The sequence below is a fragment of the Jeotgalibaca caeni genome (assembly GCF_028863945.1).
Taxonomy (GTDB): Bacteria; Bacillota; Bacilli; order Lactobacillales; family Aerococcaceae; genus Jeotgalibaca; species Jeotgalibaca caeni.
On record NZ_JARBEA010000005.1, the window covers coordinates 52,618 to 68,876 of the forward strand.

General features: G+C 42.3%; 14 protein-coding genes. 6 read left to right on the forward strand and 8 right to left on the reverse strand.

What is annotated here, in order from left to right:
• Nucleotides 1-163 precede the first annotated feature (163 nt).
• Both PVE40_RS01905 and PVE40_RS01910 read left to right on the forward strand, forming a co-directional pair.
• Nucleotides 164-2,374 (forward strand): ATP-dependent Clp protease ATP-binding subunit, encoded by a 2,211-nt coding sequence (locus tag PVE40_RS01905; protein ID WP_274730175.1) that lies wholly within the window; start codon nt 164-166, stop codon nt 2,372-2,374.
• Nucleotides 2,375-2,523: 149 nt separating this feature from the next.
• A complete protein-coding gene (locus tag PVE40_RS01910; protein WP_274730176.1) occupies nt 2,524-2,811 on the forward strand; it encodes a DUF1827 family protein in 288 nt (95 codons plus the stop codon).
• A 194-nt stretch (nt 2,812-3,005) separates the two neighbouring features.
• Here PVE40_RS01910 and PVE40_RS01915 read toward each other — a convergent pair whose 3' ends face one another.
• The 8 genes from PVE40_RS01915 to yjbM all read right to left on the reverse strand — a co-directional run bounded on the left by PVE40_RS01915 (nt 3,006) and on the right by yjbM (nt 12,751).
• Nucleotides 3,006-4,583, reverse strand: coding sequence for a peptide chain release factor 3 (locus PVE40_RS01915; RefSeq protein ID WP_274730177.1), 1,578 nt, complete (start codon nt 4,581-4,583; stop codon nt 3,006-3,008).
• Nucleotides 4,584-4,722: 139 nt separating this feature from the next.
• Nucleotides 4,723-6,123 carry a hemolysin family protein gene (locus PVE40_RS01920; protein WP_274730178.1) on the reverse strand — a complete coding sequence of 467 codons (1,401 nt, stop codon included), beginning with the start codon at nt 6,121-6,123 and terminating at the stop codon, nt 4,723-4,725.
• A gap of 170 nt (nt 6,124-6,293) precedes the next feature.
• Nucleotides 6,294-7,679, reverse strand: a complete 1,386-nt coding sequence (locus tag PVE40_RS01925) for an FAD-dependent oxidoreductase (RefSeq protein WP_274730179.1) — start codon at nt 7,677-7,679, stop codon at nt 6,294-6,296.
• Nucleotides 7,680-7,888: 209 nt separating this feature from the next.
• A complete protein-coding gene (gene mgtE, locus PVE40_RS01930) occupies nt 7,889-9,262 on the reverse strand; it encodes a magnesium transporter (protein ID WP_274730180.1) in 1,374 nt (457 codons plus the stop codon).
• A gap of 1 nt (nt 9,263) precedes the next feature.
• Nucleotides 9,264-10,172 carry an RluA family pseudouridine synthase gene (locus PVE40_RS01935; protein ID WP_274730181.1) on the reverse strand — a complete coding sequence of 303 codons (909 nt, stop codon included), beginning with the start codon at nt 10,170-10,172 and terminating at the stop codon, nt 9,264-9,266.
• A 112-nt stretch (nt 10,173-10,284) separates the two neighbouring features.
• Entirely contained in the window at nt 10,285-11,247 is a 963-nt protein-coding gene (locus PVE40_RS01940) for an NAD(P)-dependent oxidoreductase (RefSeq protein ID WP_274730182.1), read from the reverse strand.
• Nucleotides 11,248-11,250: 3 nt separating this feature from the next.
• Nucleotides 11,251-12,099 carry an NAD kinase gene (locus tag PVE40_RS01945; RefSeq protein ID WP_274730183.1) on the reverse strand — a complete coding sequence of 283 codons (849 nt, stop codon included), beginning with the start codon at nt 12,097-12,099 and terminating at the stop codon, nt 11,251-11,253.
• Between the two features lie 10 nt (nt 12,100-12,109).
• Complete coding sequence (gene yjbM, locus PVE40_RS01950; protein ID WP_274730184.1) at nt 12,110-12,751, reverse strand: GTP diphosphokinase; 642 nt, start codon at nt 12,749-12,751, stop codon at nt 12,110-12,112.
• Between the two features lie 165 nt (nt 12,752-12,916).
• Here yjbM and PVE40_RS01955 point away from each other — a divergent pair, with 165 nt between their 5' ends.
• From PVE40_RS01955 to PVE40_RS01970, 4 genes are all read left to right on the forward strand, one after another.
• On the forward strand, nt 12,917-13,498 hold the full coding sequence (locus PVE40_RS01955) for a CYTH domain-containing protein (protein WP_274730185.1): 582 nt from the start codon (nt 12,917-12,919) through the stop codon (nt 13,496-13,498).
• Between the two features lie 243 nt (nt 13,499-13,741).
• Nucleotides 13,742-14,443 carry a DsbA family protein gene (locus PVE40_RS01960; RefSeq protein WP_274730186.1) on the forward strand — a complete coding sequence of 234 codons (702 nt, stop codon included), beginning with the start codon at nt 13,742-13,744 and terminating at the stop codon, nt 14,441-14,443.
• An 81-nt stretch (nt 14,444-14,524) separates the two neighbouring features.
• Complete coding sequence (locus PVE40_RS01965) at nt 14,525-15,280, forward strand: helix-turn-helix domain-containing protein (protein WP_274730187.1); 756 nt, start codon at nt 14,525-14,527, stop codon at nt 15,278-15,280.
• Nucleotides 15,211-16,071 carry an IS3 family transposase gene (locus tag PVE40_RS01970; RefSeq protein ID WP_274730201.1) on the forward strand — a complete coding sequence of 287 codons (861 nt, stop codon included), beginning with the start codon at nt 15,211-15,213 and terminating at the stop codon, nt 16,069-16,071. The genes PVE40_RS01965 and PVE40_RS01970 overlap by 70 nt, the downstream gene beginning before the upstream one ends.
• Nucleotides 16,072-16,259: the final 188 nt, after the last annotated feature.

A 16,259-nucleotide genomic window follows, 5' to 3' on the forward strand; every position in this document is an offset into this window, starting at 1 on the left:
TTTCTAGAACAAAATCGGAATAAAAAAGTTCAAACAAATTACTTGAAAGTCAAAATTGGTCAATGTATAATAGGAGTACAAAGTCAGGATTCATCAAAAAACGAATGGCTTTGTTTTGTTTTGAATCAGTACTCAACGATAAAAAAGAAAGGATGGACAACTTATGAAATGTATAAACTGTGGCAAAAATGAAGCGTCCATTCATATGTATGCCAGCTTGAATGGTCAAACGCAGAAAATTGATCTCTGTCAAAACTGTTACCAACAATGGAAGGCATCCCAAGGACAATCCCGCAATCGAGGAATTTTTGGTGGAATGCCGGGCGGAACTGATCCGTTTGGTTTTAGTGATCTGGAACAGTTCTTCAGACAAATCCCTCAACAACAAAGACAAGAAATGCCCGATAAAAATCCTCAGCGAGCTGCTGCCGGTAATGGCGGAAATAGAGATGGATTGCTAGGTGAATATGGTGTTAATTTAACGGAACTTGCGCGTCAAGGTACGGTTGACCCAGTCATTGGACGCGATAGCGAAATCACCCGCTTAATTGAAATTCTAAACCGCCGGACGAAAAACAACCCTGTTCTAACTGGGGAAGCGGGTGTTGGTAAAACAGCAGTCGTAGAAGGTTTGGCTCAGAAAATTGTAGATGGAGAAGTTCCACAAAAACTCTTGGACAAAGAAGTGATTCGTTTGGACGTGGTTTCTTTAGTACAAGGAACCGGAATTCGCGGACAATTTGAAGAACGCATGCAACAATTGATTAATGAAGTTCGTGCAGACAAAAATATCATTCTCTTTATTGATGAGATTCATGAAATTGTGGGCGCCGGTAGCGCGGAAGGAAGCATGGATGCAGGAAACATTCTGAAGCCTGCCCTTGCTCGTGGAGAATTGCAATTAATCGGTGCAACTACTTTGAACGAGTACCGCAAGATTGAAAAAGATCCAGCCTTAGAACGTCGTTTCCAACCGGTTCGTGTAAGTGAACCTACGCCGGAACAAACATTGATCATCCTTCAAGGGCTGCGGCCGAAGTACGAAGACTATCATAAAGTGAAATATTCCGACAAGGCGCTTGAAGCGGCCGTGAAATTGTCGCACCGCTATATCCAGGATCGTTTCTTGCCAGACAAGGCGATTGACTTATTGGACGAGTCAGGCTCGAAGAAAAACTTAGTATTAAAAATGATTGATCCAAAAGAAATCGACGACCGTTTGGCTACTGCTGAACAAGAAAAACAAGCTGCCTTGAACGCAGAAGATTACGAGAAAGCCGCTTATTACCGCGATCAGATTAAGAATTTGGAAAACTTAAAAAACAACCCACAAGCAGCTGATCAAGACATTATGGTTACCGAACAAGATATTCAAACAATTATTGAAATCAAAACGAATATCCCGGTCGGTGATTTGGTTGAAAAAGAACAAGAACAGCTGCGGAACTTAGATAGTGATCTAAAAGCACATGTGATTGGTCAAGATGAGGCCGTCGATAAAGTTGCCAAAGCTATTCGTCGTAACCGAGTTGGTTTTAGCCGGAAAAACCGTCCAATTGGTTCCTTCCTCTTCATCGGTCCAACAGGTGTCGGGAAAACGGAATTGGCGAAACAGCTTGCAATTGAAATGTTTGGCACGGAAGATGCCATCATTCGCTTAGACATGAGTGAATATATGGAAAAACACTCCGTTTCCAAACTCATCGGTTCCCCTCCAGGCTATGTTGGGTACGAAGAAGCAGGTCAATTAACAGAGCGCGTCAGAAGAAACCCATATAGCATCGTATTGCTGGATGAAGTTGAAAAAGCTCATCCAGACGTGATGCACCTCTTCTTGCAAATTCTGGAAGATGGACGTCTCACCGATTCACAAGGCCGTGTCATCAGCTTCAAGGACACACTGATTATCATGACCAGTAACGCAGGTACAGGCGTGCAAGAAGCAAACGTTGGTTTTGGCGCTGCCCTTTCTGGCACAACCAAGTCTATCTTAGATAAGCTAAGTGATTACTTCAAACCAGAATTCTTGAACCGTTTTGACGCGATTGTTGAATTCAATTCCCTTTCTAAAGAAAACTTGTCCAATATCCTTTCCTTGATGTTGGATGATGTGAATGAAGTTCTGAAGAAAAAAGAAATCAGCATCACCGTCAGCGATTCGGCTAAACAAAAATTGATCGACGTTGGTTACAATCCAGCAATGGGAGCAAGACCTCTTCGTCGCATCATTCAAGAGCACATTGAAGACCGCGTTGCCGACTTCTATTTGGACAATCCACACGTTAATGAAATTGCCTTCGATACCGATGAAGACAACGAAATCGTGATTAAAGAACACAACCAGGAAGACGTCGTTTTGGATCAAGAAAATTAATAAAATCTGTGCGCGTGCAAGTGAGGCTCTAAAAAAACCCTCACTTGCACGTTTTTTACTGATTCTTTTTTTCCAACTTCTTTTCTTGGCTAATTCTCATAAAAGGTTTATAATAAATTTAGAATGTGAACAAAGTCAGGGGGCATATTATGAAATTGATCGATGTAACGAACAGCCATTCAGACCTTGTCCGCGAGCAATTATCCAATACAGATGCCTATATGGTAAAAGTATTTTCGTTAGGACAAACAACTGTTATCTATACTGTTGCCCCGACTCACGAAGACATCATCATGTTGAATCGAAATCGTCGCGTAAAGCAAAATGAAATTACTTTCGTACTCAATAAATTAATGGAATTAACCATGGATGATGTTGAAGTGATGCCTGGACACAACTTTGTCGAGTTGTCGTATATTAAAAAACAGCCAATTTAGTTTTGGTTAAAACGAAAAAGAGGTTGAGACAAAAGTCTCAGCCTCTTTCTTGTATACGAATATCTGCCTCTTAAACGTGCTCCAAAAGGCAGACCCGACGTCACTTTGTCATGATTGTTGCAGCTTTAGCTGCTTACAGATATAGTATGCGTTAGAAGTTTCGGGTCCCAACGCCTTTTGTCCTACTCTTTTGATTATAGCAGTGCAGTCAACTTCACATCTGGATATTTATCCTCAAACCAGCGCATAGCGAATTGGTTTTCGAATAGGAATACCGGTTGGTCGAAGCGGTCTCTACAGAGCAGATTCCGGCTGGAAGACATGTTTGGATTTAAGTCATCTGGCTCAATCCAACGGGCGATTTTCGTTCCCATTGGTGTCATCTCTACTTCTGAATTGTATTCATTCAGCAGACGATATTGGAACACTTCAAATTGCAATTGGCCCACTGCACCCAAGATGAATTCTTCGGTGTGGTAGGTTTTATAGAATTGAATCGCTCCTTCTTGCACCAATTGTTGGATACCTTTGTAAAAGGATTTTTGTTTCATTACGTTTTTAGGAGTTACCTTCATGAATAATTCAGGCGTAAACTGCGGCAATGCTTCGAATTGCACCGCATCTTTTCCTTCAAATAGCGTATCGCCAATTTGCAAGTTTCCAGTATCATACAGCCCAATAATATCACCCGCCACAGCGGATTCAACAGATTCTCGAGAATCTGCCATGAACTGCGTAGTATGACCTAGTTTCATCTTTTTCTTGGTTCGGCTGATGGTTACATCCATGCCTGGTTTGAATTCACCTGAACAGATGCGCAAGAAAGCAATCCGATCTCGGTGAGCAGGATTCATGTTTGCTTGAATTTTAAAAATAAATCCAGTTAGCTCTTCTTTTGAAGGCAGAATCGTTTCGCCCTCTTCTGTTTTATTTGGACCTGGGCTTGGAGCAAAGTCAACATACGCATCCAAAAAGGTATGTACACCAAAGCCGGTTAACGCTGAGCCAAAGAATACAGGCGTTAATTCACCTTCCGCAATCGCTTCTTCGGAGAATGGGTTTCCTGCTTCTTTCAGTAACAGGACATCTTCCATCGCTTGGGTGTAGATGCTGGAAGTAGTAATCGGGAAGTCCCCAACGATTTCTCCCTCTTCATTAAGCGGCAAGAAGTCATTGTCGCCATTTTGTTCCGGGTGCATCAATTCTACTCGGTTGTTGTAAATATCATAAATTCCTTGGAATGTTTTACCCATTCCCATTGGCCAGTTCATTGGGTACGCATCGATTTCCAATACTTCTTCCAATTCAGCAATCAAGTCCATCGGCTCTTGTCCGTCCCGGTCCATCTTGTTGATGAAGGTAAAAATAGGAATCCCTCTCATCCGACATACCTTAAATAGTTTCTTGGTTTGCGGCTCAATCCCTTTGGCGCTATCAATAACCATGACGGCACTGTCTACCGCCATTAACGTCCGATAGGTATCCTCAGAGAAATCCTCATGCCCTGGTGTATCTACGATGTTAATTTGGTGTCCAGCATAATCGACTTGCATAACGGAACTCGTTACCGATATTCCCCGTTGCTTTTCAATTTCCATCCAGTCAGATTTTGCAAATTTTCCTGATTTTTTCCCTTTTACCGTTCCTGCTTGGCGAATCGCACCGCCTAATAGCAAGAGCTGTTCGGTAATCGTCGTTTTCCCAGCATCCGGGTGAGAGATGATGGCAAATGTTTTACGTTTGCTTACTTTCGTTGCTAGTGTCTCTTTCATGTCTATTCCTCTCTATTGCTTTTCAATTGTTTGTGATTATGTCGTTTCATTTATGAAAACTATTTCGCTAAAGTTGCCTTTGTTATTATAGCGGAAAGTCCCTTCCTGAACAAGTATCGGACTAGAAAAACTCCGATCATCACGAAGGATGGATCGGAGTTTTGATTTCGTCTTTATGAACTTGTTTCGGTATTTCTTCCACAATCAAACGTTCTTGCTGTGGTTTTCGTTGTCCGTTTACGTATTCTACGCTTACTTTTGCAATTCGATTGCTCTCGATTTCTAAAATGGAAATGCGCATTCCTTCTTCTTCGATTCCTTGCGCTTCATCTTCTTCTGGAAAATCACCCAGCTCTGTTAACAAGTAACCAGCAATGGTGTCTACTAGAGAAGACTCAAAGTTGGTACCAAAGAAGTCATTGAAACGGTACAGCGGTGTGCCGCCATCTACTTCATAATAATTGTCGCGTTTCTTCTCGATTAACACATACGATTCATCATACTCATCTTCGATATCGCCAACAATTTCTTCTAAAATATCTTCCAATGTTACAATTCCTACCATCCCACCATACTCATCATGTAGCAAGGCCAGCTGGTTGTGACTTCTTTTTAGAACCGCCATCAACTCGTCCGTCAAAATCGTCTCCGGCACATAGAGAGGCTCGTTTAGAGTTTCTCGTAAGTCAATTTGGTCAATTGGCTTCTTCCGAGATTCCTTTAGGAGGTTCTTCAAATGTAAGACACCGATGACATCGTCTTTGTCATCATCATAAACCGGAATTCGAGTGTACGGAGAATTCAAGGCTGCTTGAATGTTTTCTAAACTATCGTCTTGAATATCGAGCATGAATGTTTCTGTACGGGGCACCATAATCTCACGCGCCATCTTGTTATCCATTGCCAGGACACCTTTTAGCATGCGAAACTCTGTCGCCTCAATCGTTCCTTCTAAAGAACTGCGCTCCAGAAGTTCTCGTACTTCTTCACGACTATAACGGTCTTGATCGTCACTGAATTTAATCGGTGTGAGTTTTTCCAATATGCGTGTAGAGAAAGAAAGCAAACGAACAAATGGTTTGAAAACCTTTTGCACGTTGGTAATGAACCCTGCGCCAGCATAGGCGATTTGTTCAGGGCGCTGTAAGGCAACTTGTTTAGGGAATAATTCACCAAACACTAATGATACATAAGACAACAGTAACGTCACAACTAAAATAGAAACTTGTTCCGCTCCTGGAATCTCACTTAATAAAGGCTCCAACTTGCTAGCAAAGGTATTGGCTGCTGATGCACTAGAAAGAAATCCAGCAAAGGTAATGGTTACTTGAATCGTTGCGAGGAAATCATCTGAGTTGTCCAATAAAGCTAATATTTTTCGTGCTTTTACGCTACCTTTTATCGCTTGATTCGCGACCTTGTTTTTATTCAATGACACGAAAGCTATCTCTGAGGCAGCAAAAAAAGCATTCAACATGGTTAAAACCACTATCAATAACAGTTGCCAAATCAGCGTCTGACTATCGGGGTCTGCGTTCATAAATCTGTGTTCTCCTTTTTATTACATCATTTTTTTAGGCTTTGTTAAAAATATTATCGCTTGTACCGCCTAAAAAGACAAGTGTTTTTCAAATAGAGGGTCTATTTAACCGAATAATAGAGAAAAGAGACGGGGATTTCTCCCAGTCTCCCGATCTCTCTTTTCAAAAATTAGTTTGCGTCTTGGAAGCTTTCTACGTCAACTTTACTAATCATGTGCTCTTGTTCCATTGCTTTTTGAGCAAGCAAGTTCAAGTAGTTCCATGGACGGTCGAAGTGTGGTTGGAAGAAGAAGTCTACCAATGCCAAGTCCTCGATTGTCATCTTACCTTGAATTGCCAATGAAAGTGTATTAGCAGATTGTGTAACGTCATACTTAGACATTACTTGTCCACCTACGATACGCAATGTGTCTTTTTCGTATACAAGTTTCATCAAGATTTTTTCGTTTGTTGGCATGAATTCTGGACGGTAGTAGTCTTCGAACAATACAGAGCGAGTTTCCAAGCCAAATGCACCCGCACTTGAATCCGTTACCCCTGTTGAACCGATGTTGTAACCGAATAGGTGCAAACCAGATGTAGATTGCGTACCACGGTATTTAACTTTTGGTTCAAAGATGTTCTTACCAACCAACAATCCCATACGAACTGCATTTGTTGCTAATGGAATGTATGCTTGTCCACCATTTGGATTGTAGTGAACTGCACAGCTGTCTCCTGCAGCAAATACATCAGGATTGCTTGTGCGCATGTATTCATCAACAATCAATGCGCCATTTGGCATCATGTCTAGTTTGCCTTTTACTAATTCTGTGCTTGGACGGAATCCTACACATAGGATAACCATTTCAGACTCATATTCACCGCCGCTTGTTACAACGGTTGTACGGTCTCCAGCTTCGTTATCAACAAAGCCTTTTACCATTTCGTTCAAACGAATGTTAACGCCTTGGTTTTTCAATTCGCCTTCCAATACGTCAGTAAATTCTGGATCCAAGTATTTGTTCAAGATACGGTCTAATCCATCAACCAAGGTTACTTCTTTATCGTCATTAGCAAAAGCTTCTACTAATTCGATTCCGATGTAGCCACCGCCGACAACTGTAATTTTTTTCTTGTCTGTTTTACGAGCAATAATTTCTTGCGCTTGGTTGTAGTTTTTACATAGAACAACGTTTTTGCTGTTAATTCCTTCGATTGGAGGAATAATTGGCCATGAACCAGTCGTCAATACTAATTTGTCATAAGAATCTTCAAAAGTTTCTCCAGACTTCATGTTTTCAACGGTTAGTTTTTTGCCATCTAAATCAATGTTCGTTACGTTGTGTTCCATGTGCACATTTGCGCCAAATGATTTTAGTTCTTCTGGGTTGGAGTAAAATAGTCCTGCTGGATCTTTCACAACCCCTCCTACATATAATGCAATCCCACATGATAGGAAAGAAACATTGTCATTACGTTCGTATACTGTAACTTCCGCACCTGGGTTTTCTGATAAAATCGTCTTCACTGCAGAGGTTCCTGCATGCGTACATCCTACTACTACGATTTTCATTATTAAAATCCTCCTGCCTTACCGTTGTTATTATTTTAACAAAATTACCTACATTAAATTTCTCAGCAACTTTGGACATATTAATTTTTGCACAAACATCTGCTTAAATATCTGCCGAATTAAATATACTCTTTCTAGAAAATAAAGCAACTAAAATGCCTCAATGTCTTAAAAATTTATAAACTGTCAGAACATTGAGACATCCCGTTCTACTTCACTATTACATCTAGAAAGTTCTTAGCTATATTAAAATAAATCAGCACACTAGTCAAATCACTGAACGTCGAGATGAATGGACCGCTCGCAACTGCTGGGTCAAATCCTAATCGATCCATTAGCATCGGAATCAAACTACCTGCTAAATTCGCTACCGTAATCGCCATTAACATGGAGAAGCCAATGATGCTGCTCAAAATCCAATTGCTCTGCCAAATCCCCACTACCACTGTAATGGTTGCTCCTGTTACCACACCAGAAATCAGTCCCGTTAACAGTTCTTGGAGAATCATCGCTCCCCAGCCTCTTTGCTCTGAGTCAGGCGAGCCGATTTTACGGACTGCAACCGCCAAGGACTGCGTGCCGGCATTACCCGCTGTTCCGGTAATCAAGGTAACAAAAACCGACAGAATTGCAGCATCAGCAATCAAACCTTCATAGTTGCTGATTAAAGTAGACGTTCCAATTCCAAGAATTAACAGCGTGATGAGCCAAGGAAGCCGTTTGGCCGCTGATCGAAACGGATTAACGGTTGATTCTTCAACGTCAACCGCCGCCAAACCGGAGTAGTCGCTTGTTGCTTCTTCATGCATAACGTCTAAAATATCGTCTACGGTGATGATTCCCAACAACACATTTTGGTCATCCACAACTGGCAGCGCAAGGAAGTCGTAATCCCGCGCCGTTCTGGCAACGTCTTCTTGATCTTCGTCCACATTTACTGTGACTATCCGGTCATTCATAATATCGAAAATCATATGATTTTCCGGCGAAACAATTAAGTCACGTAAGGACACAACCCCCAACAATTCCCCTTGAAGCCCGACTACATAAATATAGTAGATGGTTTCTGCTTCTGGAGCCTTGCTCTTCAACAATGCCATCGCGGATCGTACGGTTTGATTCGCCCGAATCGCAATAAACTCGGTAGTCATGATGGCTCCAGCAGTCTCGTCCTCATAATTAATGATTTCTCGAATGCTGGCAGCCTGCTCTGGATTCATGAGACGTAAATAACGCGGAATGCTCTCTGGTTCCAATTGTTGCAGCATGTCAACCGCATTATCCGTATACATGCTCGCTAACATGTCTGCTGCATACTGCTTGTTCATTTCTAGAATAAATTCTTCGATGGATTCAACATCTTCTTCCAAAATTTCAAACATGTCTGACATTTCTTTTGGAGAAAGGTATTGATACATCACTTGTCGCGCTTCTGGACTCAAGCTGCGGTAAATCTGCGCTTGGTCATAGAGCGGATAGGAAAGAAAATGTTCTCGGAAACGAGCCATATCCTCTTCTTGAAGAATGCGTTCGATTCGTTCCGTTTCCCGCACAATTTCGAATTCATATTGTGTGTCCAACATTTTATCTTCCCCCTTTCTTTTGCTCACTAATCCAATCTTGAAAATCGGGTGGTAGCTCCGACTCAATTTTCAGGACTTCTTTCGTAAATGGATGTAAAAAGGACAGCTCCTTACAGTGTAAGGCCTGTCGATCGATCAATGGATCCAGTCTGCCGCCATATAAGTCATCCCCTAAAAGTGGCGATCCGGCGTGAGTTAAGTGAACGCGGATTTGATGGGTTCGGCCTGTATGCAACTTCAAGCGTATTAAATCCCCTTCCGGATACTGCTCTTCAATCCAATACTCGGTTAAAGCAGGCTTGCCGTCTTCTCGCACCATACGGTTGATAATCGAGTCATCCGTTCTGCCAATCGGCGCATCAATCAATCCATGCGTCTCCGGCAAGGCATTGGTTTCTGCCAAAATGGCATAGTAAATCTTCTCGACGGTTTTAGCTCGTAATTGCTGATCCATCAAAGCATGAGTGTACGCGTTTTTGGCAAACAACATATTGCCGGTCGTGTCTCGGTCCAATCGTGTGACAATATGGATTACTTGATCTTTGTAGCCTTGACGCTGGTAGTAGCCTTTCACACGGTTGGCCATGGATAAGTTCGGCTGCTGCCTGGACGGGATAGACGCTACTCCTGCCGGCTTGTTCACAATGAGGAAATGGTCATCTTCATAGAGAATCGTAATCGGCACGTCAGAAGGTACCGTCGTCTCGTGCTCTCCTTCATCTGGTACCAGTACCTTAATAAAATCGCCCTTCTTGACCCAAGCACGTACGGTCTGCTCTTCTCCGTTGAGCCACATTTGGCCTCCATGAAACTTAACTTCTGCTAATAATCGTTTGGAAAAACCTTGGTTACGTAAAAAGGTACGCAACAGAATTTCTTGTTCCCCATCGTACTGCCATTCGTAAATCAATCAAAAAACTCCTTCAAATCATACCTATTGCCAAAACACAAACCCGATATGCGAGGCTTCTTATGATGCTTTTATGCATCATTTTGTCCTAGTATTCGGGTCTTATTCATGATTAATAATTTTTATCGTAGTCTATCACGTTTTCAGAAGGTTTTCCATTCTCAGCATAGGCGAGAAGATTTTCTTCTACCACCGGGAACAACGAATCTCGGAAATGTTCCAACGTTCCTGATATATGTGGGGAAATAAAAACTTTCTCATGTTGCCAAAGCGGACTGTCTGCTTCAAGCGGTTCATTTTCGAATACATCCAAGGCCGCATAAGCAATCGTGTCATCGTCTAACGCTTCAATTAATGCACGGCTATCAACGGAATTCCCGCGTCCTACATTAACAAACAGGACGCCTTTTTTCATTCTCCGCATCCGTTCTTGGTCGAAGTAAGAATCTGTTTCTTCTGTTCCCGGCAGAATCGTTACAATAACATCTGCTTCTCCAATTAAATCATCTGCATGGTCTTGGGTAACGACTTGGTCCACCTCAGGAACGTCTCTTCCACTGCGATTGACGCCAATCGTTTTCATCTCAAACGCAGAGGCGATGGTTGCGATTCTGCGCCCAATATTCCCAATCCCATAAATCATCATTGTCTTGCCTCTGAGTTCTTGAATCTCTTGAATAGGTGTTTTTTCATCCCATACTTGCTTCTGCTGATTTCTTTGCAAGGTTTGGAATCTGCGTGTATAAAACAGCAATGCTCCAATTACGAATTCGCTAATCGTATATTGATGAATACCGGAAGCATTCGTCAAATGGATTCCCTTTTCGGCGAACGCTTCTAAAGGAACAGAATTTACACCGGCCGAGATGACTTGTACCCATTTTAAGTTAGGCAATTTCCCAGCTTCAAATAGTTCGGTCATTTTCGGGGTCCAATGGATTACCACTTCGGTTTCTTCCCAGTTGGATGCTTGATCTGCATCGGTGTAAACCTCATAATTTGGCAACAAGGCTTCGATTTGTTTGAATTGGTGCTCTTTCCAATTTTGATTGGTTAATAATTTTGGTTTCGTCATCGATTATTCCCCTCTCTCCCAACGTGCTCGTTCATCTACAATTTGATTTTCTTTGTTTAAGACACCGATAAAAGAATTCTCTACTCGGCTCCAAAAGTGTGTGTGTCGGTAGCGGGCAAAATGCACTCGCTCCTTGGCAATTTGGTACGTTAGTTGTTCTACTTCTCGTTCTGCAAAAGTTAAGTTATCAATCGAGAGAATCAGGCCTTTTTCGTTGATCGGCTTCACTACAATCCACTCGTCTTTTGCAATCACCATCGGCGAGCTTAAGGTCCGATAAACGCGGTTGTTAACGGAAGCGAGTTCCGTCAATTGGATGGCTTCCGTTCGGGGGTGAATGACCGCTCCTCCGAGCGATTTGCTGATACCGGTCGAACCGGTTGGCGTGGCTACACAAATCCCATCACCACGGAATGTTTCAAACAGCTCCTCTTTCACATAAATATCGCAGACCATCGTTCCGTCTACCTTTTTGAGAACCGCTTCGTTCAGAGCACGGTAGCTGATGCTCTCATCTTCGTCTCGGTACTTCACTTCTAAGTCTAGTAAAGGATAGCTAACACTTTCTCCTTTGTCATGCTTCAAGCTCTCGACCAAGTCATCCAGTTCATAATCACGCCAGTCTGTATAGAAGCCTAAATGACCGGTATGGATTCCTACGAAGCGAACGTGGTCCAACAGATGACTGTACTTGTGAAAGGCAGAAAGTAACGTACCGTCACCGCCAATCGTTACAATCAAGTTTGGATGCTCATTATCCAGTACCAAGTCGCTATCTGCGATTTTTCTTAAAAACCGCTCGGCTAACTTCACGGACTCCTGCCTGTTGTTATTGACCAATGCAATCCTCATATGAGCACTCCTAATTTGTGTTTTTCTTTTTTTCCGCAAAGTACAATTGCGCTTCTTTTATTTCTTCCCGAATTGCGGACATCTCTTGATCCAATTGAAACGCGGCTTCTGCTGCCCGAATCAAACGGTTGTGCAACTCTTCTGGATATTCACCGCTATATTTATAATTGAGGGTATGGTCAATCGTTGACCAAAAATTCATTGCTAAGGTCCGGATTTGGATCTCACAAAGAATTACTTTTTCTTCTCTTGCCCGTTGGACCGGGTATTCAATCACTAAATGGTACGAGCGATAGCCGCTCTCTTTTTTATGCGTGATATAATCCCGTTCAATAATAATCGTGAAGTCATTACGCGCACGCAGCAGTTCTACTACTTCATAAATATCTTCTACAAATTGGCACATGATGCGGATACCAGCAATATCTTGAACGTCTTCTTCTAGCCGGTCTAGGGCGATGTTACGGATTTCCGCTTTTTCTAAAATACTTTCTTTGGTTTTTACTCGTCCCGTAATAAATTCGATGGGGGCATGAGAATGACTATCGCGGTATTCTCGTCTAATGCCTTTTAGTTTTACTTTTAACTCTTCTACCGCTTGTTCATATGGTGCTAAAAAAGCATGCCAATCGGTAACGAATTGATTTTCCATACTCAACACCCGTTCTTTATGATTTTCAGTACATCATTATTTTAGCACAAAGAAGGAGGTTATCGAAACATCCTACTTGCTACTATTTTGAATCAGAAACAATATTTTTGGTGAATTTTGACAAAAGCTGATATGATACATTATATGAAGGAAGGATGCGATTGCATGAGCCAACAAGTAGAAAAGGAATTCAAAAACTTATTAACGAAAGAAGAGTTTGAACGATTACTGGTTGACTTCAACTTATTGGAAGTCGAACCACTCCATCAAACCAATTTTTACTATGATTCAAAGGATGGTGCGTTGCGTGCGCTCCATATGGGGTTGCGGATCCGCCTCTATGACGACAAAGGGGAACAAACCTTAAAATCTCCAATCAGCAAAAATGAAAAACTTGAAACGACCGATGAATTAAGCTTAGAAGAAGCAACCACATTAGCAGATAATGGGAAGCTGAAGACAGATGGTTATGTAGCTGCTCTGCTGCGTAATTCAGAAATTGAGGTGGCTGACCTGGAACAAATTGGTCAGTTATCTACGATTCGCTATGAAGTTCCAGTAGAAGGCGGTGTCTTTTTCTTAGATGAAAGTTATTATCAAGACCAAAAAGATTACGAACTAGAATTCGAAGCAGAGGAATTAGAAACAGGTGCTCTTCTATTTGAACAATTCCTAGAAAGCCATCAAATTAATCACAGACATACCGCACAAAAAATTGAACGTGCCCTAAATTATCCGAACAGCTAAACAATGGTTTAACTTTTTGACGACATTTTATGTAATTTTTGTTTATTTTTGACTGAAATGTGAACATTTGTTAGAAATTGAAAGTTATTGAAAGCATCTTGTTTTACAATTGTTCCTTTTACTATGTATAATGTGTTCATAGTAAAAAGCTTCTCGGATAACCAAGGAGTTATTTTATGTTAGGCACAGTGCAATTAAAATGGACTTGTGGCGAAAAATACAGGACGTCTAGGAAGGGATTATATGAATAGACAACAGAACACACTGCGTCCTCTCTCTTCTTCACAACAAATTTATGAGTTATATTTATTTGTGAATCCGATAGGCTTAAAATGTTATAACAGTGAGCAAGAAGTTCTACGTTTCATTGAGGATGTTGAGGGTGTAAAGATTCATTTTCGATTCATTACTTTCCACAACTTTAATACCGTAACCCAATATATGAAAAGGTTAAACTTGCCAACAAATAATTTGCAACTACGTAATCAAATGTATCAAACCATATATGACGCATGCCTTGCTTACAAAGCAGCTTTGATGCAAGGGAAAAAACGCGGAAGAAAATTCTTATTGCTCTTGCAAAAGGAATTAACCAGTCACCCAATCGAGTATAGTGATGAATTGTTGACTAGGGTAGCGGAAGGTGCACGCTTAGATGTTGATATGTTTTTTGAAGACAAGGCCTCGGGTTTTGTGAAAAGTAGTTATGAAGCCGATCAACAGATTGGACAGGAAATGAACATCCTTCAAACTCCTTCTTTGGTTATTTTCGATAGTTTGAATAATCATTTTGGAGTCTTGCTAGAAGATAACATAACCTATGATTTAATTGAAGAAGCAATTGGACAGCCGCTTACTACCTTGAACACGAGTCATGACACCCAGGTTTTGAAGAAAGATAACGTTCGCATTATTGGCAAAGACTACTTAAGTATTATTAAATAAAAAGAAAGGCTAGCGATTTTTGATATGCTCCCCCCTAAAGTAGACACTTGAAAAAGTAAAACTACTTAAGGGGGAGTTTTTTTGCGTTCAAATAGGAAACATACAACCGAAGAACTGGGAAGGTATATCCAGTTCTATCTGGAAGAAGGAAAAAGTTATCGGGAATTAAAGAAGGATTATGGATTGTTGTTAGCCGAAACGACCTTCGGTCAAAACGTCCTCCGCTACCTGGAACATGGCATGTCCGGCATTCAGAGCCAGGCAAAAAATAATACTTACAGCCGAGCCTTCAAGGAAACGGTTGTCCAGGAGCACTTGCAAGAAGGAGTGACGCTCAGTCAGCTGGCGCGCAAGTATCAAATTCCCCAAGTCTCTACGGTAAGGCGTTGGGTAATCAGGTATACTGGAGGGGAAGAAATCAGGAACTACATTCCCAAACCCGAGGTGTATACGATGACAGGCAAAAAAACAACTCAAGAAGAAAGAATTGAAATCGTCAAAGACTATCTGGTCACCGGCCTATCCTATAAAGATACCGCTGAAAAGCACGGTGTGTCCTACAACAATGTCTATGCATGGGTACAGAAGTACAAGGACCACGGTCCTGCGGGCCTGGCAGACGGACGGGGCCGGGGAAAGCCGAATGCGATCCAGACCGCGGAAGAAAAGCTGCGGACGGAAAATGTGGCCTTGAAAGCGCGCAATCAGTACCTGGAAGCAGAGAACGCTGCACTAAAAAAGTTAGAAGAAATGGAAAGAGAGTTGATATTACGCAAACACGGTATGAAGCGGAGTACCAAACAATCAAGAAGCTCGAAAAAAAAGGGTTCAAAATAAGCCACCTTTGTGCTGCTTTAGAAGTGGGCCGCTCCGGCTACTACAAGTGGCTGAACCGGAAACCCACCGCGTCGGAAAAACGTCTGCGTAAGCTGATGGGACTGATTCTTCAGGTCTATGAAGAGCACAGGGGGATTTACGGCTACCGCCGCATCACCATCTATCTCAACCATTTCCTGGGCGCGAAAGTGAACCATAAGCTTGTGTACCGCTTGATGAAACTGGCGGGCTTGAAGGCCGTTATCCGCCGGAAACGCTATGCCTATAAACTGCACAAGCCAGCACATGTGGCAGAGAACATCCTGAACCGGGAATTCCGAAAGGCCTACCAGCCGATGACAGTGCTGTTGACCGATGTCACGGAATTCAAGTACGGGCAGCAATCCAAAGCTTATCTCAGCGCGATTTTGGATTATGGGGAAAATAAAATTGTGGCCTATCAACTGTCGAAGGCGAACAACAACGCCTTGGTCCGAGATACCGTCAGCCAAATCAAGGACCAGCTTATCCCAAGCAAAACGCTGCTGCACAGTGACCGCGGGTTCCAGTATACCTCGCATGGCTTCAAAAAATTCGTGGCAGAAAACCGCCTCATCCAGAGCATGTCCCGAGTGGGCAAATGCATCGACAACGGGCCGATGGAGAACTTCTGGGGAATCATCAAAGAGGAGATGTACCGCCTCAAGACCTATCAGAGTTTTGAGGAACTGGAGCAGGATATTAAACAATACATTGCTTTTTATAACACCCGACGGGTGACCTTGAAGATGGGCTTGGGGATTCCAGCTTAAAAAATATGATGCTAGTAGATATAATTTTAGGAAATCCCGCAGGCCGGTGTGGTTGCTTGTGGCCGTGTCAAGGATGCGATGCGAAATACGCCCCGTTGGCGCTTCAGCGCGTACGGGGCGTATGAGGCTCGCAAGCCCGGAGACCTTGGCTCCGGGCGGTCCCACGGCAATACACAAGCAAACACGCA

Bases quoted from the DNA above. Each gene is read 5' to 3' on its own strand.
- PVE40_RS01905 (WP_274730175.1), top strand. From the start codon at position 164: ATGAAATGTATAAACTGTGGCAAAAATGAAGCGTCCATTCATATGTAT.
- PVE40_RS01910 (WP_274730176.1), top strand. From the start codon at position 2,524: ATGAAATTGATCGATGTAACGAACAGCCATTCAGACCTTGTCCGCGAG.
- PVE40_RS01915 (WP_274730177.1), bottom strand. From the start codon at position 4,583: ATGAAAGAGACACTAGCAACGAAAGTAAGCAAACGTAAAACATTTGCC.
- PVE40_RS01920 (WP_274730178.1), bottom strand. From the start codon at position 6,123: ATGAACGCAGACCCCGATAGTCAGACGCTGATTTGGCAACTGTTATTG.
- PVE40_RS01925 (WP_274730179.1), bottom strand. From the start codon at position 7,679: ATGAAAATCGTAGTAGTAGGATGTACGCATGCAGGAACCTCTGCAGTG.
- mgtE (WP_274730180.1), bottom strand. From the start codon at position 9,262: ATGTTGGACACACAATATGAATTCGAAATTGTGCGGGAAACGGAACGA.
- PVE40_RS01940 (WP_274730182.1), bottom strand. From the start codon at position 11,247: ATGACGAAACCAAAATTATTAACCAATCAAAATTGGAAAGAGCACCAA.
- PVE40_RS01945 (WP_274730183.1), bottom strand. From the start codon at position 12,099: ATGAGGATTGCATTGGTCAATAACAACAGGCAGGAGTCCGTGAAGTTA.
- yjbM (WP_274730184.1), bottom strand. From the start codon at position 12,751: ATGGAAAATCAATTCGTTACCGATTGGCATGCTTTTTTAGCACCATAT.
- PVE40_RS01955 (WP_274730185.1), top strand. From the start codon at position 12,917: ATGAGCCAACAAGTAGAAAAGGAATTCAAAAACTTATTAACGAAAGAA.
- PVE40_RS01960 (WP_274730186.1), top strand. From the start codon at position 13,742: ATGAATAGACAACAGAACACACTGCGTCCTCTCTCTTCTTCACAACAA.